Annotated in this window: 21 protein-coding genes; 16 read left to right on the top strand and 5 right to left on the bottom strand. The window is 60.6% G+C overall.

The genetic code is table 11. The annotated features are described in order from the left end of the window. Positions 1-55 precede the first annotated feature (55 nt). The 5 genes from Q7L05_RS02595 to Q7L05_RS02575 form a co-directional block, all read right to left on the bottom strand. Positions 56-910 carry an SDR family oxidoreductase gene (locus Q7L05_RS02595; protein ID WP_303901486.1) on the bottom strand — a complete coding sequence of 285 codons (855 nt, stop codon included), beginning with the start codon at positions 908-910 and terminating at the stop codon, positions 56-58. Between the two features lie 196 nt (positions 911-1106). Beyond that, positions 1107-1760, bottom strand: a complete 654-nt coding sequence (locus Q7L05_RS02590; protein ID WP_303901483.1) for a DUF1614 domain-containing protein — start codon at positions 1758-1760, stop codon at positions 1107-1109. A gap of 336 nt (positions 1761-2096) precedes the next feature. Then, complete coding sequence (locus tag Q7L05_RS02585) at positions 2097-2969, bottom strand: ribose-phosphate diphosphokinase (protein ID WP_303901480.1); 873 nt, start codon at positions 2967-2969, stop codon at positions 2097-2099. 91 nt (positions 2970-3060) lie between these two features. Further along, positions 3061-4617: a thymidine phosphorylase family protein gene (locus Q7L05_RS02580; protein ID WP_303901477.1), complete on the bottom strand. Its 1557-nt coding sequence runs from the start codon at positions 4615-4617 to the stop codon at positions 3061-3063. Between the two features lie 308 nt (positions 4618-4925). Next, a complete protein-coding gene (locus Q7L05_RS02575; RefSeq protein ID WP_411293309.1) occupies positions 4926-6755 on the bottom strand; it encodes an ABCB family ABC transporter ATP-binding protein/permease in 1830 nt (609 codons plus the stop codon). 528 nt (positions 6756-7283) lie between these two features. On the opposite strand from Q7L05_RS02575, the gene Q7L05_RS02570 reads away from it, so the two are divergent. The 16 genes from Q7L05_RS02570 to tolR all read left to right on the top strand — a co-directional run bounded on the left by Q7L05_RS02570 (position 7284) and on the right by tolR (position 21560). Next, on the top strand, positions 7284-7541 hold the full coding sequence (locus Q7L05_RS02570; protein ID WP_303901474.1) for an FmdB family zinc ribbon protein: 258 nt from the start codon (positions 7284-7286) through the stop codon (positions 7539-7541). An 11-nt stretch (positions 7542-7552) separates the two neighbouring features. Continuing rightward, positions 7553-8197, top strand: coding sequence for a DUF502 domain-containing protein (locus Q7L05_RS02565; protein ID WP_303901471.1), 645 nt, complete (start codon positions 7553-7555; stop codon positions 8195-8197). Positions 8198-8413: 216 nt separating this feature from the next. Further along, positions 8414-10204 (top strand): aspartate--tRNA ligase, encoded by a 1791-nt coding sequence (aspS, locus tag Q7L05_RS02560; protein WP_303901468.1) that lies wholly within the window; start codon positions 8414-8416, stop codon positions 10202-10204. Between the two features lie 288 nt (positions 10205-10492). Next, positions 10493-11587 (top strand): quinolinate synthase NadA, encoded by a 1095-nt coding sequence (nadA, locus tag Q7L05_RS02555; RefSeq protein ID WP_303901465.1) that lies wholly within the window; start codon positions 10493-10495, stop codon positions 11585-11587. A 202-nt stretch (positions 11588-11789) separates the two neighbouring features. Beyond that, positions 11790-12425 carry an esterase/lipase family protein gene (locus Q7L05_RS02550; RefSeq protein WP_303901462.1) on the top strand — a complete coding sequence of 212 codons (636 nt, stop codon included), beginning with the start codon at positions 11790-11792 and terminating at the stop codon, positions 12423-12425. A 67-nt stretch (positions 12426-12492) separates the two neighbouring features. Further along, complete coding sequence (locus Q7L05_RS02545) at positions 12493-14805, top strand: protein kinase domain-containing protein (protein ID WP_303901459.1); 2313 nt, start codon at positions 12493-12495, stop codon at positions 14803-14805. An 11-nt stretch (positions 14806-14816) separates the two neighbouring features. Beyond that, positions 14817-15566 (top strand): Stp1/IreP family PP2C-type Ser/Thr phosphatase, encoded by a 750-nt coding sequence (locus Q7L05_RS02540; protein ID WP_303901456.1) that lies wholly within the window; start codon positions 14817-14819, stop codon positions 15564-15566. Then, positions 15551-16150, top strand: coding sequence for an FHA domain-containing protein (locus tag Q7L05_RS02535; RefSeq protein WP_303901453.1), 600 nt, complete (start codon positions 15551-15553; stop codon positions 16148-16150). Before Q7L05_RS02540 ends, Q7L05_RS02535 begins: the two co-directional genes overlap by 16 nt. Then, a complete protein-coding gene (locus Q7L05_RS02530; protein ID WP_303901449.1) occupies positions 16147-16521 on the top strand; it encodes an FHA domain-containing protein in 375 nt (124 codons plus the stop codon). Before Q7L05_RS02535 ends, Q7L05_RS02530 begins: the two co-directional genes overlap by 4 nt. 200 nt (positions 16522-16721) lie before the next feature. Then, positions 16722-17468: a YebC/PmpR family DNA-binding transcriptional regulator gene (locus tag Q7L05_RS02525; RefSeq protein WP_303901446.1), complete on the top strand. Its 747-nt coding sequence runs from the start codon at positions 16722-16724 to the stop codon at positions 17466-17468. Between the two features lie 46 nt (positions 17469-17514). Beyond that, entirely contained in the window at positions 17515-18030 is a 516-nt protein-coding gene (gene ruvC / locus Q7L05_RS02520; RefSeq protein WP_303901443.1) for a crossover junction endodeoxyribonuclease RuvC, read from the top strand. Continuing rightward, positions 18027-18638 carry a Holliday junction branch migration protein RuvA gene (ruvA, locus tag Q7L05_RS02515; protein ID WP_303901441.1) on the top strand — a complete coding sequence of 204 codons (612 nt, stop codon included), beginning with the start codon at positions 18027-18029 and terminating at the stop codon, positions 18636-18638. The genes ruvC and ruvA overlap by 4 nt, the downstream gene beginning before the upstream one ends. Positions 18639-18949: 311 nt before the next feature. Then, a complete protein-coding gene (ruvB, locus tag Q7L05_RS02510) occupies positions 18950-20014 on the top strand; it encodes a Holliday junction branch migration DNA helicase RuvB (RefSeq protein WP_317623081.1) in 1065 nt (354 codons plus the stop codon). Beyond that, positions 20007-20423, top strand: coding sequence for a tol-pal system-associated acyl-CoA thioesterase (ybgC, locus tag Q7L05_RS02505; protein ID WP_303901435.1), 417 nt, complete (start codon positions 20007-20009; stop codon positions 20421-20423). Before ruvB ends, ybgC begins: the two co-directional genes overlap by 8 nt. 33 nt (positions 20424-20456) lie before the next feature. Further along, positions 20457-21137, top strand: a complete 681-nt coding sequence (gene tolQ / locus Q7L05_RS02500; protein ID WP_303901432.1) for a protein TolQ — start codon at positions 20457-20459, stop codon at positions 21135-21137. Between the two features lie 6 nt (positions 21138-21143). Beyond that, the gene (gene tolR, locus Q7L05_RS02495; protein ID WP_303901429.1) at positions 21144-21560 is read left to right on the top strand and encodes a protein TolR; all 417 of its coding nucleotides are present in this window, start codon (positions 21144-21146) and stop codon (positions 21558-21560) included. Position 21561 lies beyond the last annotated feature (1 nt).

Genomic DNA, 21561 nt, shown 5'->3' with positions numbered 1-21561 from the left:
AAACAGCCGTGAACGGGCTCACACCGTTCACCGCATGGTGCCGAACTGTGCCCTGCTACCGGTTTTCCCGTGAACCGATGCGCGTAAGTACGCGATCGAGTATTGCGTGCGGCAGCAAACGGCGAAGGGTCGCAAACAGGTAGGTGGGGAAGGTGACGTAATAACGCACCTTCGGGTGTGGTGATTCCAGTGCGTGCAGTACCTTGTTCAGCACCGCTTCGGGGGGCAGGGTGAAGGGCGCTGCGGGGCCTTTTTTGGTGAGACGGTTTTCCATGCGACGGTAGATTTCCTGGAATGCGCTGGAGTGGACGTCGATGTTTTCCCGGTATTTGGCGAAGGCGTTGGCCCGGAAGCGGCTGGTTATCGGCCCCGGCTCCACCAGCGAAACATGGATTCCGGTACCGGCAAGCTCCAGGCGCAGCGTATCGGTCAGACCCTCCAGTGCGAACTTGCTGGCATTGTAGGCGCCGCGAAAGGGAAGGCTGACCAATCCCAGTACCGAGCTGTTCTGAATGATGCGGCCGTATCCCTGCCGGCGCATGACCGGAATGACCCGCCGGGTCAGATCGTGGGTGCCGAAAAGGTTGGTCTCGAACTGTGCGCGCAGCACTGCGCGGCTCAGGTCTTCCACGGCCCCGGGCTGTCCGTAGGCGCCGTTGTTGAATAGCGCGTAAAGATTTCCGCCGGTCCGTTCCAGCACCGCATCCAGGGCCTGAGCAATGGAATCCGGATCATCCAGATCGAGTTGCAGCGTCTCCAGGCCCATTTTACCCAGTTCCGTGACATCCTCCCCTCTGCGGGCGGTCGCAAATACCCGATAGCCGCGCTTTGCCAGCCCTTCGGCCACACAGCGGCCGATACCGCTGGAGCAGCCGGTAATGAGTATGCTGCGGGTGTAATCGGTTTCCATGCTCGTGTGGGAGTGGCGAATTCGCCGCTACCCTAACACCGCTTCCTGAAGGGAGGAAGAATTGGGGGCTAGTCGTAGGTATATAACGCATACTCACATACTTCTGTGCTGGCGAGCGATGTACGTTTTTGATGTCAGGCTAGGAAGTGAAGATTGTGCAGGAGCAAGCACCTTCCCTCCCGGCTTTCGAACTACTTTAGGCCAGCAACACGGCCACGATGCCGGTGATGAAGATGCCGTCGAAGGTGCCGGCGCCGCCAATCGACGCCAGTGGTGCACCCAGGCGGCGGATGTCCGAAAATCGCATCAGATCCGCGCCGATTAGCACGCCGAGGGTTCCACTGATATAGGCGAGTGGGGCGCTCTGCTCCGGATTGAGGACAAGCGCCACCAGGGCAGCGGCCAATGGAGCGATCAGGATGGGCATGCCGATGCCAACCCCCGGTATTGGCCGGCTGAAGAGATAGCTTATCGTCCCCACTCCGCCGACACCGAGCAGTATCTCCAGCAGACCGATCGGGTTGTGTTGCATCAGATAGAGGGAAAACAGGATCGGGATTACCCCGCCCCCCACGTTGACGGCGATCAGCGTGCGGCCGTTATATTCAAGCTTCGGCTGCAGCCAGCGGGGCATGATGGGGTAATTCTGCGCTCGAGATGGCGGGTCCGAACGCATCCGGAACAGCGGCAGGTTGACCATGCTTCCCATCAGCGAGCTGAACAGCAGTAGAAAGGCCGACTCCTGTGAGAGGCCCAGTTTTTCGAAGGCGATCGTCAGCAGGCCCACCTGGATGAATGCCACCAGGAAGGTGAGCGCAAAGATGAAAAAAATGATGCTCGAAGGCGTCATTACAACAGGAACTCTCGATCGTTTTAGAAGCCTGTCGGACTTGACCGATCGTAGCTTTTCCGCAGTAGATTCAGTGTTAAGTCCGAGCTCCTAGCCCGGAAAATTCACGAATTCACCGCAAGGCTTCCGCTCCTGCTCACGCCCGTCACCTACATCCATGTAGGCGAAGACGCCAAGAGCGCAAAGAATTCAATTGCTTATCGGTATACATAACCGAAAAACAACGGAAACGGCAGAACCGAGGCGATAATGCAAGATGCATTGTATCTTTGCGGTGATTCATCTGAGCTAGAACAGTAGGGCAAGCGCCTACGTCAAAGGAGTCGCGTGGGTGTCCTATTCCAGTCTCCTGATCGCCTCGGCCAGTGTCTGGTCCAGCACCACCGCATTGCTCGGGTGGGTGATGCTGTCACTGCTCCAGAGCTTCTGCACACCGGCTTCCTGCAAGTGCCGGGTGGCGTCGTCGGCGAATAGGGGATGGGTCACCAGGCAGCGGATCGAGCCGACTCCGGTCTCCTTCAAGGCCCTGGCGACCGTTATCAGGGTTCGACCCGTACTAATCATGTCATCCACCAGTACCACCGTCCGTCCGGCAAAATCATGCTTCGGTAGCACCACCCGCACATCCCGATCACCCCGGCGCTCCTTGTGTGCCACCGCGTATTCAAGGCCGGCCGGTTCCGCGACGGCCCGCACCCATTGCCGCGCCTCTTCGTCCGGTCCCAACAGCAACGGATCGGCCTCATTCTCGGCAAGAAAAGCGCTCAGGGCCGGAGCGGCCGACAGGCTGATAGCGGCCCCGGTGGGGATTGCCTGCTCCAACCGTTCAATGCGGTGCAGGTGAGGGTCGACCGTAATCACCGCATCGAAAAGCTCGGCAAGAAATTGTCCGACGATCCGCTGACTCACCGCTTCGCCGGGAGAAAAGGCGATGTCCTGGCGCATATAGCACAGGTAGGGGGCCACCAGCGTCAGATGCCCCGCACCGTTTGCCCTGGCCGTGCGGGCGGCGAGCATCAGCTCTATCAGTTTGTCATTGGGCCGGTCGAGGCTCCGGCAGAGGATAACCCGCTCGGGCAGTTCAGCCGGTACCGTCACCTTGCTTTCCCCGTCGGGGAAGCGATGGATATCGATCGGTTGAAACGTTCGCTCGAGCTGTTCGGCTAGGCGCCGCCCCTGAGCTTCGTAGTCAGAAAATCCGAGAATCATGGCGGTGTTCATTTTATCAGTAGATGCCGGGATGCTCCCCAGCTATCGCGTCGCGGAATCATCATGGTCTTGGCCACGGCCGGAGAGGTGTTCAGAATTCCCAGTAGGTCTTTGAGATTTCCGCCTCGGCTCCCACAGTGTAGCCACTGTTCTTTTCTGAAAATGCGCGGGCAAAATTGAAATCGGATTTGTGCTCGGCATGCACACGGTATAACGGCTCGCCGGTAGTCACCGGATCGCCAAGCTTCTTCAGGAGGTCTACTCCGGCCTGCTTGTCCATGGGGGCCCCCGCCAGTCGAGCCAATTTGGCCAGGCAGTAATTATCCACCGCGGTTACGAAGCCGTCCCGTTCGGCGGTTATTTCGAAAGTCAGTGGTCCCGGCTGTCCCGGATCCGGTGTCGCACCCTGGGCCCGTATGATCGCCTCCATTTTTCGAAACGCCCTGCCCGAATCAAGGATGTCGCGCGCCAGGGAATAACCATAGCCGCCGCGAACATCCGGGTCGAACTCGATGATGCGCCCGGCCAGACGCAGCGCTTTCTGACGCAGGTCCGAAGGGGCTTCCTGATCGCATCGCAGCACCTGCATCACATCACGGGCCTCCAGTACCGGACCGATCCCGCCCCCGACGGGCTCGGCGCCGTCGGTGATGATCACCTCCAGGTGAATGCCCATGTGGTCACCGATGTATTCGAACAGCTTGCGCAGCTGCAGGGCTTCGCGCATGTGGCGCACTTTGGCCGTGGGACCTACGGGGATGTCGATGAGCAGGTGGGTGGAGCCGGCAGCCAGCTTCTTTGACAGGATTGAGCCGATCATCTGTCCCTGGGAGTCGATGCCCAGGGGGCGCTCCACCGAAATGAGGATATCATCGGCCGGCGCCAGCCGGGCCGTCCCGCCCCAGGCGAGGCAGGCGCGCGTCTTCCGTACCACGTCGTGCAGCGCCTTGGGACTGAGCTCGACGCTGGCCAGACACTCCATGGTGTCAGCGGTCCCGGACGGGGAGGTGATGGCACGGCTGGAGGTCTTGGGCATCAGAATGCCGTGGGCCGCAACGATAGGTACCACGACCATGGAGGTGCGGTTCCCGGGAATGCCACCGATGCAGTGTTTATCCGCCACCAGCGGTTCATGCCAGTCGAGCTGTTCCCCCGATTCGGTCATGGCGCGGGTGAGGTAGAGGATCTCCTCCCGATCCAGTCCCGTCTGTCCGGAGGCGACGAGAAATGCTGCCATCTCCATTTTGGAATAGCGATTGTCGGTGATCTCGCGGGTAATGGACCGGAAATCCTCCTGCGTTAATCGTTCCCCAAGGATCTTGCGCCGTACCGCCTCCATCGAGGCCGGCTGCTCCGCCTGCGCCACCCGCACCGCCTCACCCTGGTCCATATCGAGCTGTGCGAAAGCCTGCTCGGAGAGTCCAAGTTCATCGGTCCCTACAATGTGTTCATCGTCCACGACATTCAGCACCGCATAGATCGTGTAATCGTTGGCCCTGACTTCCACCTTGGTCAACGCCTGAAAGCCCTCCGCGCGATAGAAATCGCACTCCCGGTGCATGTAGGCCACGTTTTCGCGGTAGGTGTCGATGGCGACGCGGCGCAGTATCAGGGTCTCGTCGGGGCGTACAGGCTTTACGGCGATCATGCTGGTTTGCGGGCCCGAGTAGGTTCGTGAGTGGATTCAGAATGCAAAATAACCGCAAAGACGAAGAAGGGCAATTTGCACCGCAGAGGCGCAGAGTACGCGGAGGTTAGAAAAGAGGAACCACGGGCAACACGGGGCGGTAGATTGGCCGCTGAGGATCCCGAGCTTGAAAGCGGTTCAGGACGCGACTCCGAGTACGGTATCCGGCTCTTCCCGCCATCGTAAATACCCCGTGCTCCCCGTGTCCCCCGTGGTTGAATCCATAATATCTCCGCGTACTCTGCGCCTCTGCGGTGCGACTTGAATGTTCACCGAGTTGCCGCCGAGGGCTCTTCGTGCCACTCGGCTTTCTCCTTCTGTTGCTTGAGCTGCAGTGTCCACATGTGGGCGTATTGCCCATTCCACTCCAATAGCTGGCGGTGAGAGCCCCGTTCGATGATGCGTCCCTGGTCCATGACCAGAATCTGGTCGGCGTCGACGACGGTGGAGAGCCGATGGGCGATAACCAGGGTGGTGCGGTCGGCGGCGACCCGGTGGAGGGCCTCGAGAATGGCCTGCTCGGAAGCGGAGTCCAGCGAAGAGGTAGCCTCGTCGAAAACCAGGATCTTCGGGTCCTTGACCATGGTGCGGGCGATGGCAACACGCTGCTTTTCGCCTCCGGACAGTTTCAGGCCGCGCTCGCCTACCAGGGTATCGTAGCCCTCCGGCAGGCTCTCGATGAAGTCGTGGATCTGGGCGAGTCTGGCGGCGCGGACGATGGCCTCTTGGGAGGCGTTCGGGTCACCGTAGGCGATGTTGTAGTAGATGCTGTCATTGAACAGAACGGTATCCTGGGGGACGATGCCGATGGCATCGCGCAAGCTGGTCTGGCTGACGTCGCGGACATCCTGCCCATTGACCAGGACCCGCCCTCCGGTCGCATCATAAAATCGGAACAGCAGGCGCGACAGGGTGGATTTTCCGGCCCCCGAGTGGCCGACTACCGCCACTTTTTGCCCTGGCGGGATCTCGAAGTCCACATCGTGGAGGATCTCCCGGTCGCTGCTGTAGCTGAAATCCACGTGCTCGAAGCGCACCGACCCGTCATTCACCTCGAGCGTTCCGGCATCGGGTGCATCCCCGATCTCGGGTTTTTCGCCCAGCAGTCGAAACATCTGGTCCATGTCCGCGAGTGCATGCTTGAGCTGGCTGTAGACCACGCCCAGGAAATTCAACGGGATGAACATCTGCAGCATGAAGGCATTAACCATCACCAGATCGCCCAGGCTCATGGTGCCGGCCATCACCCCCCGGGCCGCCATGGTCATGATGGCCGTGACACCGATGGCGATAATCATTCCCTGACCCATATTGAGGCCCGACATTGAGGTCTGGGTCTTTACCGCCGCCTCTTCCCAGCCCCCCAGGGTGTGGCTGTAGCGGCGATGTTCGAACTCTTCATTATTGAAATATTTGACCGTTTCGAAATTGAGAAGACTGTCCACGGCCTGGGAATTCGCCTCGGAGTCCAGGGCATTCATCCGGTGTCGAAACCGCATGCGCCATTCAGTGACCTTGAAGGTAAAGCCCACATAGAGCAGCACCGTGACAAAGGTGACAACGGCAAACCAGGCGCTGTAGTTGATGAGCAGAATGCCGGCGATCAGCGTCACCTCGATGAAGGTGGGGAGGATGCTGAACAGCATGTAGTTCATCATCGAGGAGGCGGCCTTGGTGCCGCGCTCCAGGTCCCGGGAGATGGCGCCGGTCTTGCGTTCGAGGTGATACCGCAGGCCCAGCCGGTGCAGGTGGCCCAGTACCATGAGAGAGAGGCGCCGCATGACCCCGTGGCGAACACGGGCAAACACCATGTCGCGGAGTTCGTTGAACGACGAACTGCCCAGACGCAGCACGCCGTAGGCCACCAGCAGGGCGATCGGAAGCGCAACCTGCCGCCCTTCGGGGGTGTCGAGGGCATCGACAATCCCCTTGAGGGCGACCGGAACGCCGACGTTGGCCAGTTTGCTCAGGATCAAAAAGCCGATCGCCATCGTCGCCCGTCCCCGGTAGGCCCACAGGTACGGCAGCAGGGAACGGACGGTACGCCAATCGTTTCGCTGGGTGCTGGGGGCTTCGGTATGATGGACACGCATGACCATATAAGTATTCGCTGAAAATGGACACAATCGCAAATCCCGATAGTAACTCCACCGGCCAGCCGGTGCTTGTCCGAACAGGTGCTCCACCGTCATATATCGCGAGTTGGCGAACGACATAAATCCTTGCAGGTGCGCTGTGAATACTTCCCTGCATCCTCGACGGCCGCGCCCCTCGATGACGGCTCCTTGCGTTATTCTACCCCTGCATCCATACCGTGGTGCGGCCGACAACCTGATATTGAGGACTGTCATAAGGCACTTTATTACTCCGACAGAATCCGCGTTGGATTAAATAGAAGTGCCCAACTCGTTGCGGTTTTTGACTAATCCACAGCTCATGTTGCAGCAATAGGTTTAGGTGTAGGTTGATTGCGTCTTTGATGCCTTTGCGCAGGGTTTTCGAGGGAGCTCCCTCGGGCGCAAAAGTAGGTTACAATGATTCAATTCCATTCCCTTGATTTCCCCCCGATCGGCCCAATCTGTTTCCGGGGGGAACAGACCCTGTAAGATTCTGAGGTTATTCGAACGATGCCCATCTACGAATACGAATGTACAGCCTGCAGCCACCACATGGAGGCGATGCAGAAAATGAGCGATGCACCGTTGACCGAGTGCCCCTCCTGCGGCAAGAGCGAACTTAGCAAGCTGATCTCGGCGGCCGGCTTCCGTCTCAAGGGTAGCGGCTGGTATGAGACCGATTTCAAGGGCGGCAGTAAGAAAAACGTTGCCGAATCGGAGAGCAAGGCGCCGGCGCCGGCCTGTGGCGGCGGCTGCGCCTGCGACTGAGCAGGCTATTTATGTTTTTGGCTTTGCGCCGCTACCTGATCGCGGGCCTTCTGGTGTGGCTCCCTCTGGGAGCTACCGTGCTGGTGGTCAAACTCCTGGTGGGGTTCATGGATCGAATCCTGCTGCTGCTGCCCGAGACCTATCAGCCCGAGGCCTATCTGGGGTTTTCCGTCCCCGGTCTCGGGCTGCTGTTCGCCGCAGCCGTGGTGGTGATTACCGGCGCCGCAGTCGCCAATCTTTTTGGCCGCAAGGTCGTGTCGATCTGGGAAGCGGTGTTGGCGCGGATCCCGTTGGTGCGTTCCGTCTATGGCGGCGCCAAGCAATTGGCCGAAACGCTCTTCTCCTCGACCGGACAATCCTTCCGCAAGGTGGTCCTGGTGGAGTTCCCGCGCAAGGATGTGTGGACCGTGGCTTTCCTGACCGGCACGGCAATAGGGGAGGCCCAACGCAGGACCTCGCGTGAAGTGGTCAATCTCTACGTGCCGACCACGCCCAATCCCACCGGCGGCTATTTCATCATGGTGCCCCGCGAGGACATCGTGGAACTGGACATGAGCGTCGATGAGGGCCTGAAGATGCTCATTTCCATGGGTGCGGTTGTCCCCCCCGAGCGCGATGAGCCGGTCAGGGAAAAGCAGCCAGCGGCCGTAGTGTAGGCCGGGCTTCAGCCCAGCATCCTGGAAAGCTCTCTGTTTCCCCTTGCCGGCCTGAAGGCCGGCCCGCACGGGGAGTTTCGTTCCTCATAGTTCTCTAAAGGCCCCATGCGTGGCTGATTCCGGGCTTCTCAGTTGCCAACCGACCGCGCGCCACGTAACATTTCCGCCTTTACCTTTCCGGCCAGTTTTCAACGAATTGAGTAGGGATTTATCGGTATGCGCAGCCATTACTGCGGTCATCTCCACGAGACACATCTTGACCAGGACGTCCACCTTTACGGGTGGGTCCATCGCCGCCGCGACCACGGCGGGGTCATCTTCATCGATCTGCGTGACCGGGAAGGTCTCGTACAGGTAGTCATCGACCCGGACGATCCGGAGATCTTCGCCGCTGCCGAGCGGGTACGTAACGAATTTGTGCTGGAGGTGAAAGGCCGTGTCCGGCGTCGCCCGGAGGGTACTGTCAATCCGGATCTGCCCACCGGCCAGGTCGAGGTACTGGGCCTTGAGCTGAATATCCTCAACCGTTCCGAGACCCCTCCCTTCATGCTGGATATCGAGGATGATGAGGTTTCCGAGGAGCACCGGCTGCGTTATCGCTATGTCGACCTGCGCCGTCCCGACATGTTCAAGCGCCTGAAACTGCGCTCGCAGGCCACTCAGGTGCTGCGCAACTACCTGGACCACCACGCCTTTCTGGACGTGGAAACGCCGATGCTGACCCGGGCCACGCCCGAGGGTGCCCGCGACTACCTGGTGCCGAGCCGTACCCATCAGGGTCACTTTTTCGCCCTGCCTCAATCGCCGCAGCTGTTTAAGCAGCTGCTGATGGTCTCCGGTGTGGATCGCTACTACCAAATCGTGCGCTGTTTCCGTGACGAGGACCTGCGCGCCGACCGCCAGCCCGAGTTCACCCAGCTCGATATCGAAACCTCGTTCATGGACGAGGAGGAGATCATGGAGCTGATGGAGGGCATGGTGGCGGATCTGTTCACGCGGGTGCAGGGCGTGGAACTGCCGGAGTTCCCGCGTCTGACCTATGCGGAGGCCATGCGCCGTTTCGCCTCCGACAAGCCGGACCTGCGTATTCCGCTCGAACTGGTGGACGTGGACGACCTGATGAAGGACGTGGAATTCAAGGTCTTCTCGGGTCCGGCCAATGATCCGAACTCCCGTCTTGCGGCTCTGCATGTGCCGGGCGGTGGCGAACTCTCCCGCAAGGCAATCGACGAATACACCAAGTTCGTTGCTATCTATGGCGCAAGGGGGCTCGCCTATATCAAGGTCAATGACCTGGCCGCCGGCCGCGAGGGTCTGCAGTCACCAATCCTCAAGTTCCTGCCGGATGAGGTGGTGGAGCAGATCATGACCCGTACCGGGGCCAAAGATGGTGACCTGGTGTTCTTCGGCGCCGACAAGGCCAAGGTTGTGAATGAGGCCCTCGGGGCCCTGCGCGTCAAGATCGGTCACGATCTCGACATGGTCGAGCAGGGCTGGAGACCGTGCTGGGTGGTGGACTTCCCCATGTTCGAGTGGGATGAAAAGGACAATCGCTGGTACTCCATGCACCACCCCTTCACCTCCCCCAAGGAGGAGCACATCGACCTGCTCGATTCCGAGCCGGAGAAGTGTTACTCCCGGGCCTACGATATGGTGTTGAACGGCACCGAAATCGGCGGCGGCTCCATGCGCATCTATCGTTCCGAGGTGCAGAAACGGGTGCTCAAGGCACTGGGGATCGGTGATGAGGAGGCGCAGGCCAAGTTCGGCTTCCTGCTCACCGCTCTCAAGTACGGTTGTCCGCCCCACGGCGGCATCGCCTTCGGACTCGATCGGCTGGTCATGCTGATGTCTGGTGCCCGCTCCATTCGGGATGTAATGGCCTTTCCAAAGACCCAGAGCGCGGCCGACCTGATGACCGAGGCGCCCTCGGAGGTGCCCCCGGAGCAGTTGGTGGAACTGGGCATCCGCTACCACAAGAAGGCCGAGGAAAAGAAAAAGGGCTGATTGGTTATTGCCACAGAGTACACAGAGAAAAGCGGGAAAGCGCCGTAGGAGCGGCGAAAGCCGCGAAAGGTCTATCGCGGCTTTCGCCGCTCCTACACCGGGCACCAAACGGCCCGACTGATATTCTATAGGTCTCTGTGTTCTCTGTGTTCTCTCGGCAACTGCTCCATGCGTTGCTCTACCTCCTGCATCCATGCAGTCGTGTGCCCTCTGTGGTTGATTGACCAAAAACGAACAAACGGGAAGCGTGGGGGCTCTAACCCACTGAAAGAGGTTGGACAGAAGAGAATGACTGCACTGCCTATTCAGGATTACACCCTGCTTGACGATACCGAGGCCGAGGCGCGCATCGCCGCGGCCAGGGAGCAACTCGGCGACCGTCTGGTGATTCTCGGTCACCATTATCAGCGCCAGGAGGTCTTTCAGTTTGCCGATTTCTCCGGCGACTCCCTGAAGCTGTCACGTCAGGCTGCGGACTCCAGTGCCGAGTACATCGTGTTTTGCGGTGTTCACTTCATGGCTGAAGTGGCGGATATCCTTTCGCGACCCGAACAGATCTCTATCCTACCGGACCTGGGTGCCGGCTGCTCCATGGCGGATATGGCCAACCTGGCCAACGTCGAGCGCGCCTGGCGGGAGTTGTCAGAGGTGCTGGAGCCGGACGAGCAGGTGACGCCGGTTACCTACATCAACTCCGCTGCTGATCTGAAGGCTTTCTGTGGCCGCCATGGGGGAATCGTCTGCACCTCATCCAATGCCCAACGGGTACTGGACTGGTCTTTCTGCCGGCGCGAAAAGGTGCTGTTCTTCCCGGACCAGCATTTGGGCCGCAACACCGGCTACGACATGGGGATTCCCCTGGACGAGATGGTGGAGTGGGATTTCGACCAGCCCAAGGGTGGTTTGACACCGGAGCAGATCAGGAAAGCCAGGGTCATCCTCTGGAAAGGCTTCTGTTCGGTCCATCAGATGTTCAAGCCCGAACATATCGATCGCTTCAAGGAGCGCTTCCCCGAGGCAAAGGTCATCTCGCATCCGGAAAGCTCGTTTGAGGTATGCCAGAAATCGGATTACGTCGGCTCCACCGAGGTGATCATCCGGACGATCCGCGACTCCGAGCCGGGTACCCGCTGGCTGGTCGGTACGGAACTGAATCTGGTGAATCGACTGCACGAGCAGCTACAGCACGAAGGCAAGAGTGTGCACTTCATGTCGCCCACCGTCTGCATGTGCTCGACCATGTTTCGTATCGACCCGCAACACTTGGCCTGGACGCTCGAAAATCTGGCGGATGGCAACGTGGTTAACCAAATCAAAGTGCCCGAAGCCGAAGCCGAGCAGGCCCGGCTCGCCCTGGAGCGCATGTTGGAAGTCTCTCCGTAGCTGTCATTCCTTTTTACCGTAAGGTGCCAAGCTCGCTAAGCAGGGTATTTTCAGCGGCAAAAGGGGAGGGCTGCTTTCCGGGTGGGACACGGGATCAAGGACTCCTCGATCCTTTGCGAGTTCTGCGCCTCTGCGATGGAACAGTGGCCCTCCTTGGCATCTTTGCCGTAACTCTGTTTTTCTCTAGGTGGGGCACACGGAGATGAAGGAATCGGTGGTCCTGGTTCACGGTCTCTGGATGACGGGAGCCGAGATGGCGCTCTTGCGTCGGCGTCTGTCGCGTTGCGGGTATCAGACGCACCAGTTTCGCTACCGTTCGTTGCGCCGGGATCTGTCGGCAAATGCACACCGCCTTCACCGATTCCTCGCAACTGTGCCGGGCGACACGGTCCATCTCGTGGGTCATAGCCTTGGCGGACTGGTGATCCGGAAACTGTTCCAGCATTTTCCCCAACAGCGCCCGGGGCGCATCGTCACCCTCGGAACCCCCCACAACACCAGCGCAGTGGCCAGGCACCTGCGACAACTCCGTTTCGGCCGGTTACTGCTGGGGCGCAGTGCGGAAGCTCTCTGTGATGAACTGGAACCATGGGATGGTGTTCGGGAGCTGGGGGTGATTGCCGGCACCCGCGCTCTCGGCATGGGCCGCTTCCTGGTCCGTCTGCCCAGCAACGATGGCGTAGTCGCCGTAGAGGAGACATCGTTGGAGAACGCCAGCGAACGGATCGATCTGCCGGTCTCCCACATGGGTCTGGTTTTCGCTGCAAGCGTTGCGGCGGAGACCTGTCACTTCCTTCGGTACGGTCATTTTTCTCGGAGTCAATCCAGCATTTCTTGAACCACGTCATGGTTTGATCATGACGTGTCGTGTACAAGAGGCTAGGCTTCCAAACACGGACGACTTCATGGGCGAAGGCCCCGAGCGAACACGTAGCTGGCTTCCCGGTCTGCTGACGTTGATCGGCTTTTGGCTGTTGACCGCCACCCCGCTGGCAGTAACGCTGGAGGCGCGCCTGCTGGCGTTTGCCGGGGATTTCGCGACGCCACCGAAAAATACCAAAGTCATGGTGGTGGATGCCGACGGCCTGGCGCCGGCGGAGCGCAGGCGTCTACTGGAACAGTTGACCGACTCAAAGGCGATAGGCGTCATAGAGCCGCTCGCGCTGCCCCATGCCGGCAGCGACCTTCCGCTGGTGTATGCCCGTGGCTTCCTCTCTCGCTCCGCACGTGAACCCCCATCGCTTCCCGAAGGTATCGTGAGCTGGAGTGTCGCGGAAGCACCGGCACCGGTATGGCTGGCCTGGGTTCCGGGACTGCTCACGGGCCGACCACCGACCATCGCCTGGCTGGACGCATCTCTATTCGTCGTCCACAGTGCCGCCGCTGCCCCAGCCGACTTCCCCGCGGGTGCCTCTTCGGGCCGGGTCCCACTGGTGCATGCCTATGGGGATGACCTGCTGCCCGGATTTGCACTGCGACTGGCCATGGAGGTGCTTGGTGTGGACCCGAACGCTACACCCTTGGGGCGTTCGTCCATTCAACTCGACAACGGCACCATCGAAACCGACATGGCCTACCGCATCCATCCCCGCCTGCCGCAAGTGCGGGTGGCGCAGTACACGGCCGCCGAAGTGCTGGATGGAAACATCGACGTGCGGGACCGGGTGGTACTGATTGGCTCGATGGCGCCCGACGTGACCGAGCCGGTACTGCTGCCGGGCGGCCAGCGCATTTCACCGCTGGAGGCCGAGGCGCGGCTGGTGGCGGCGCTGCTGGAGGGTCACTACTGGACGCTGCCACCCTGGTCCTGGTGGGCCCATCTGGGTACTTTTGCACTGGCAGGCGTGTTGCTGATGATCGTGCTGCCGCGCCTGGGCATCACATCCGGGTCGATCCTGCTGGCGCTGTGGGGCGTCATGGTGTTAACGACGGAATTCGGGCTCCTGATCCTAAAGGGGATCTACACGCCGCTGCTGGTGCCCGGCATCGCGGTGCTCGCGGGCGCTCCACTGCTATGGCTCAAGACCCGTGGTGAAGCCCGGGTTGGCGCCCTGCGGTCCGACCTGAGCCATACCAATCGGCTGCTGGCCGAGTCCTATCAGGCCCAGGGGCAGCTCGATGCCGCCTTCGAGCGTTATCGGCGCTGTGCGCCGGATGATGATGTTCTCGACCGGCTCTATGGGCTCGGCGTGGACTTCGAGCGGCGACGTCATTTCACCAAGGCCGGAGCGGTATTCAAACAGATCGCTGCCACTTTCCCCCGTTTTCGGGACGTGGAGGAGCGGCTGCAGCGCAATCGGGAGGCGGAGCAGCGCACGCTTGGGAAGGGCGGTTCAACCACCGCGTCGGGCACCGTGATCCTCGAATCGGCCGGTCTGGCCCGGCCCACCCTCGGGCGCTATGAACTGGAGCGGGAGCTGGGCAGGGGTGCCATGGGCATGGTCTATCTCGGTCGTGACCCTCGCATCGGACGGGCCGTGGCAATCAAGACCATGGCCCTGTCCCAGGAGTTTGAAGGGTCGGATCTGGTTACGGTGCGTGAGCGTTTTTTTCGGGAGGCAGAGACCGCCGGACGGCTCGAACATCGCCATATCGTCACCATCTATGATGTCGGTGAGGAGCAGGAGCTGGCCTACATCGCCATGGACTATCTCAAGGGCGAGAGTCTGGCCAACTGGTGCCGACCCGATAACCTGCTGTCGCTGGACGAGGTAATGGCCATCGGCATTCAGGTGGCGGAGGCGCTCGATTATGCCCATGAACAGGGTGTCATCCACCGGGACATCAAGCCGGCCAACATCATCTACGACCGTGATGAGACGGTGGCCAAGGTGACGGACTTCGGCGTTGCCTGCCTAACCGACTCCAGCAAGACGCGCACCGGTACCGTGCTCGGCAGCCCCTCCTATATGTCGCCCGAGCAGGTGGTGGGAAAGCGCCTGGATGGCCGCTCCGATCTGTTTTCCCTCGGGGCCACCCTGTTCCAGTTGCTCAGCGGCGATCTGCCGTTCAAGTCGGACTCGCTGCCCAGCCTGATGTACCTGATCGCCAAAGAGCGTCATGCGGATATCCGCAGCTACCGCGATTTGCCGGCCTGCGTCAGTCGTCTCATCAACAAGGCGCTGCACAAGGAGGTCGGACGCCGCTACCAGAGCGGCAGAACCATGGCGGAGGCGCTGCGCCGCTGTCGGCACGAAGCGATGGAGGCGGCGGCGTGAACGGAGTGCGGATGTGGGGTACGACCGACCCGGGCCTCTGCCGCGAACGCAATGAGGATGCGGTCGCGTGGAGCACGGAGCAGGGATGGGCGTTAGTAGCCGACGGTATGGGTGGGCACCAGGCGGGTGAAGTGGCCAGTGAACTGGTGGTGGCGACGGCCAGGGAACTGCTCGATGGGCGTTCGTCGCATGACATAAAACGGCTGCTGCGCCGGGCCGTGACCGAGGCCAACCGCCGGATCCACGTCAGGGCTACAGTGGATGAGCACCACCGGGGGATGGGAGCCACGGTCGTCCTGGCGCGCTTCACACCGCGACGTCTGGTGGTGGCGCACGTCGGAGACTCCCGTCTCTACCGTCTGCGCGAGGGCGATCTGGTGCAGCTTACCCGTGACCACTCGCTGGTGCAGGAACTGGTAGACGACGGCATGCTCACTGCTGAAGAGGCGCGCCACTCGCCCCATCGTAACGTGATCACCCGGGCCGTGGGGCACCAGCGCACGGTCGAGGTGGAAGTCATCAGTCACCACAGCCGGCCGGGTGATCGTATTTTGCTGTGCTCCGACGGGCTTACCGACCTGGTCAATGATGATGGCCTCGCTGCCTGCCTGGATAGTGCGGCCCCTCCTGAAAATGTCGCAAACGCGCTGATGGAGCTCGCCAATCAGGCGGGTGGTAACGATAACATTGCGGCCCTGGTGGCCGACATCCAACCCTCTTTTTCAATAGGAGTCAGGAGCGAGCAATGCCGAAACTCGTGATTACGTTGGACGGAGTCGGTCTCCGGGAGTATGCACTGACGACCCAGCGCCACACCATCGGGCGTCGTCCAGACAATGATATCCCTCTCGATGACCAGACCGTCAGTTCCGAACATGCGGCGGTGTCGATGGCCGGCGAACCGGCGGTCACCGACCTGGAGAGTACTAACGGCACCTTTGTTAACGGCGTTCAGGTGAGCAAACACCTCCTGAAGCATGGTGACGCCATTCGCATCGGCCAGCACGAATTGAAATACATCGACGAACAGGCCCAGGATTATACCGCTACCGTCGTGCTTCCCGCTTCGGCACCCGGCAGGGCGCAGCTGGAGGTGATCAGCGGCGGGAAGGCCGGTACCGTACTCGACATCAGCCGGGGGCGGGCGACCATTGGTAAACCGGGCGGCCAGGTGGCCGTCGTGATGCGAGAGGCCGACCAGCACCGCCTGCTGCCGATGGGCAAGGGGACGGGAAAAGTAAAGGTCAACGGGGTGCAGGTTGGGGGCGAAGGTGCGGTACTCAAGCAGGGTGACGAGATCACCATTGCCGGTACCCGGATGCGGTTCCAGGAGGTGCCGGCATGAACCTGATTCCCGAGCCGCGGCGCAGCCTGGTGGTCCGGCTGGCAGAGGTCACCGTGCGCGAGTACCCCCTGGAAAACATGCGCCTGACCATTGGCCGCCGCTCCGATAACCAGCTGCAACTGGACGACTCCGCAGTGAGCGGTGTCCACGCAGAGGTGATCCTTGAACAGAGCCCGTTTCTCGAGGGCTACCGTGAGCCGTATCTGATCGACCTCGGCAGCACCAACGGGACGACCGTCAACGGCAGTCGCATCGATCGTTACCGCCTTATTCCCGGTGACCGGATCCGCATCGGCGCACACGAAATGCTCTATCAGGAAGAGGGGGGGATGGACCAAACCGTGATCCTGATCCCCGATGTCGAGGACTGAAGTCAACCACGGGGGACACGGGGATTTGAACCGAATATAAGGTTCTGCCCCCCCCGGATCCGGTGGTTGACCATTGCCGACAGAAAAAGCTGTTTCCCCGTGCTCCCCGTGGTTACAAACTGCACCCTCACTTGAGGCCCGCTTCCGCGTCGATCGCCCGCAGTGGTAAACTCCCGGTATTTCCACAATGCGAGGTAGCCATGGCCGGACACAGCAAGTGGGCCAATATCAAACACCGCAAGGCGGCCCAGGATGCCAAGCGCGGCAAGATCTTCACCAAGCTGATTCGCGAAATTACGGTCTCGGCAAAGACGGGCGGCGGTGATCCGGATGCCAATCCGCGCCTGCGGGCTGCCATCGACAACGCCCTGTCCAACAACATGACCAAGGATACCATCGACCGGGCCATCAAGCGCGGCTCGGGGGGCATGGAAGGGGAAAACTACGAGGAAATCCGTTACGAGGGCTATGGCCCCAACGGGGTGGCGATCATGGTCGACTGTCTGACGGATAACCGTAACCGTACAGTTTCCGAGGTGCGTCACGCCTTCACCAAGGCTGGTGGCAACCTGGGGACGGACGGCTCCGTGGCCTATCTGTTCACCAAACAGGGTATTCTTACCTATCCGCAAGGGACCGATGAAGAGGCGGTGATGGATGCGGCCCTGGAGGCCGGGGCGGAGGATATCGCCACCAACGAGGATGGCTCCATTGATGTTGTAACCACCCCCGAGAATTTTCTGAACGTCAAAGAGGCCATGGTCCAGACAGGGCTGGAGCCGCAGATCGCCGAAGTGACGCAGCAACCCTCGACCACCGTCGATCTCGAGCTGGATGATGCGGAAAAGGTCGTCCGGCTGGTGGACGCCCTCGAAGACCTCGATGACGTGCAGAACGTCTACAGCAATGCTGATTTCTCCGATGAAGTAATCGAGCAGTTGGGCTAACCGAACCACGGGTTACTGTGGCAAATAAAAGTGGGCTGGGAAAGAAATGCGAATCTTGGGGATCGATCCCGGCTCGCGCATCACCGGCTTCGGTATCATCGAGCGGGTGGGGAGTCGGGTGGCCTATGTGGAAAGCGGCTGTATTCGAGCCGGTAATGGTGAATTTGCCGAGCGGCTCAAGACGATTTTCGACTCGGTACGCGATGTGGTTGCCATCTATCGGCCCGAGCAAGTGGCGGTGGAGCGGGTTTTCATGCACAAAAACCCCGATTCGGCGCTTAAGTTGGGCCAGGCCCGCGGGGCGGCGCTCTGCGCGCTGATGATGGAAGGGCTGAAAGTGAGCGAATATACACCCGCCGAAATCAAGCAGGCGACCGTTGGCAAAGGCAATGCCGCCAAGGCCCAGATCCAGCACATGGTACAGGCGCTACTGAAATTGCCCGGCATTCCTCAGGAGGACGCTGCCGATGCGTTGGCGGTGGCACTTTGTCATCTGCATACCGACCAGACTCTGGGGCGAATCAGCAGTCGGGCGGTACAGACCGGAGGACGGCGGCGATGATCGGACGCCTGCGTGGCCTGCTGGCCGAGAAACAGCCACCCCGGTTGCTGATGGACGTGAACGGCGTGGGCTACGAAGTCGAAGCGCCCATGAGTACCTTCTATCAGCTCCCGGCTTTGGGTAAAGAGATCGTGCTCTACACCCATCTGGTAGTGCGCGATGACGCCCACCTGCTGTTCGGGTTTGCCTCCGAGACGGAGCGGCGACTGTTCCGGGCCCTTATCAAGGTCAACGGCGTGGGGGCCAAGCTGGCCCTGACTATCCTCTCCGGTATCAGTGCCGACGAATTCGCCCGCTGTATCCGGGACGACGACACCGCCTCGCTGGTGCGGTTGCCCGGTGTCGGAAAAAAAACCGCCGAGCGGCTCATTGTCGAGATGCGGGACCGTCTCAGCGACTGGCAGATATCGGATGGCATCCACATCAAAGCGGCGGCGGATGCCGACCCGGCTTCGACCGGCGGCGGCGTCAAGGATGCCATTGCCGCCCTGGTCTCCCTCGGCTATAAACCTCAGGAGGCCAGCCGGCTGATTTCGAAGGTCGGGACCGAAGGCCTCGACTCCGAGGCCCTCATCCGTGCGGCCTTGAAACAGGCGGTCAGCCGATAGTCCGGGATGGTAACTCCTTGATATCAAGAATGCTGTAAACACATCTCTGGCTCGACGGTGGCCACTTCCATGGGTTGCTCTACCTCCAGGGACGGGGGAATGCGGGAGGAGTACCGGGAGCAATCCCCGCCATGCAGTCCGACGGCCGACGGCCAGATCTCAAGAGTTCACGCCCGTGCGCTTCGACGTATGTGGTTGGGTGTACCTTAGCGTGGCTGGGCATGCAGGCGCAGAACTTGTAGTTTGTCGGGGTTGGAAGTGATTTTTTGTCTTGCGCTCTTTGCGCGTTTGCGGTGAGTCTCTATTTAATGATTGAAACCGACCGGTTGATTGCAGGCGCTCCGCAGGTGGAGGAAGAGGTCCAGGACCGGGCCATTCGGCCCCGGCAGTTGGCGGAGTATGTCGGCCAGCAGACCGTTCGGGATCAGATGGCGATCTTCATCCATGCTGCCAAGGGACGAAACGAGGCGCTGGATCACGTCTTGCTGTTCGGACCTCCGGGTCTTGGCAAGACTACACTGGCGCACATCATCGCCAACGAACTGGGTGTCAGCCTGCGTCAGACGTCCGGACCGGTGCTGGAGAAACCCGGTGACGTGGCGGCCCTGCTGACCAATCTGGAGCCGCACGACGTCCTCTTCGTGGATGAAATCCACAGGCTTTCGCCGGTAGTGGAGGAGGTCCTCTATCCGGCGATGGAGGATTACCAGATCGATATCATGATTGGAGAGGGGCCGGCTGCACGCTCCATCAAACTCGATCTGCCGCCCTTTACCCTGATTGGGGCAACCACTCGCGCCGGTCTCCTAACATCTCCACTTCGTGACCGGTTCGGTATCGTGCAGCGGCTCGAGTTTTACAATGCAGGGGAGCTTGAAACCATCGTGTCGCGTTCGGCGGAGATCCTGGGGGTCACCATCGATGGCAGCGGTGCCCTGGAAATTGCGCGTCGCTCCCGCGGTACTCCACGCATTGCGAATCGGCTGCTGCGGCGGGTGCGTGACTATGCGGAGGTGAAGTCGGACGGCAGGATTACCGACGAGGTTGCCACTCGTGCGCTGGACATGCTGGACGTAGACGTCAACGGTTTCGACATGCTGGATCGCAAGCTGCTGTTGGCTATTATCGACAAGTTCGATGGCGGCCCGGTGGGGCTGGATAACGTGGCGGCGGCCATCGGCGAGGAGCGGGGGACCATCGAGGATGTGCTGGAGCCCTTCCTGATTCAGCAGGGCTTTCTGATGCGTACGCCGCGCGGGCGCCTGGCTACCTCCAGCGCCTATCTGCACTTCGGGCTGACGCCGCCGCAGGCTGCCGAAATGCAGCGCCAACGGGATATGGATCTGTTCGGGCAGGGTGAATCGGGCGGTGAGTGAGTCTGTTTTGCCGATACGGATCTATTACGAGGACACCGATGCCGGTGGTGTGGTGTATTACGCCAACTACTTGAAATTCATGGAGCGGTCGCGTACCGAGTGGCTTCGCGAATTGGGGTTTGAACAGGATGCGTTGCGGGATGAAGAAGGCATTCTGTTTGCGGTGCGCTCCGTGCAGGTGGACTACCTGCGGCCGGCAATTTTCAATGACCAGTTGGCCGTGAGCGCCAAGGTCGTGGGACAACGGGGCGTATCCCTGACGTTTTACCAGGAGGCCAGGCGCGCTGACGAGGTTCTGTGCCGGGGCCATGTGACCATCGTGAGCATCGATGCCCGCACAATGAGACCACGACGGATCCCGCGGACCGTAATGGAGCGCCTGGCATTAGCGACTGAAAACAATTCTTAGAGCTGGAAAGAAAAGACCGGACGAAACCCGAATATGAACTCTGAAATGTCCCTTATCAGCCTGTTTGCAGAGGCCAGCGTGCTGGTGCAGCTGGTGATGCTGCTGCTGTTGATCGCCTCGGTCATGTCCTGGGCCGTTATCTACCGGAAATGGCAGGTACTGCGGGGGGCACAGGCGGAGGCGGCGAGCTTTGAAAAACGCTTCTGGTCCGGTATCGATCTGGTCGAACTCTACAAGCAGATTGCCAAACGGCGTGATGAGCTGAGCGGCGCATCGGCCCTGTTCGAGGCGGGTTTTGCCGAGTTTGCCCGGTTGCGCAAGCAGGGGATCGAACCCGAGTTCATCGTCGAGGGTGCACAGCGGGCCATGCGGGTGGCCCTGCGTCGCGAGATGGACCGCCTGGAAGGCAATCTGGCCTTTCTCGCCACCGTGGGCTCCACCAGTCCCTATGTGGGCCTTTTCGGGACCGTCTGGGGGATTATGAATTCATTTCGCGCCCTGGGAACGGCCCAGCATGCGACACTGTCGATGGTGGCGCCGGGGATCGCCGAGGCGCTGATCGCAACCGCCATGGGGCTGTTCGCCGCCATTCCGGCTGTAATCGCCTATAACCGCTACAGCAACGACCTGGATCGGCTCGATAGCCGTTTCGACTCCTTTCAGGAGGAATTTACCACCCTGTTGCAGCGCCAGGCGCATAACCGCGGAGGCTGATAGCGTATGCCTCGACAGCGACGCAAGCGAATGGCGGAGATCAACGTCGTCCCGTACATCGATGTGATGCTGGTCCTGCTGGTGATCTTCATGATCACCGCACCCATGCTCACCCAGGGGGTGAAGGTGGATTTGCCGCGTGCGGATGCCGAACCGGTCGAGGGCCAAAGTGACGCCCCGCTGGTGGTCGCCGTCGATGCCCGGGGCGCCTATCACCTGGAACACGACACCTCCATCAGTCGTGATCTCGATGCCGAACAGCTCTCTGTGCGGGTGGCCGCCATCCTTCGTCTGAAGCCGAAAACCCCCGTTTACGTGAAAGGTGACGAGCGTGTGGGCTACGGGAAAGTCGTTTACGCCATGGTCCTGCTCCAGAAGGCCGGTGCCTCCAGCGTGGGTCTGCTGACCGAATCGGACGACTGAT

This window comes from Thiohalomonas denitrificans, from assembly GCF_016841685.1.
Taxonomy (GTDB): Bacteria; Pseudomonadota; Gammaproteobacteria; order Thiohalomonadales; family Thiohalomonadaceae; genus Thiohalomonas; species Thiohalomonas denitrificans_A.
The sequence above is the reverse complement of the archived record's forward strand: the minus strand, read 5'-3'. Positions and strand labels throughout refer to the sequence as shown.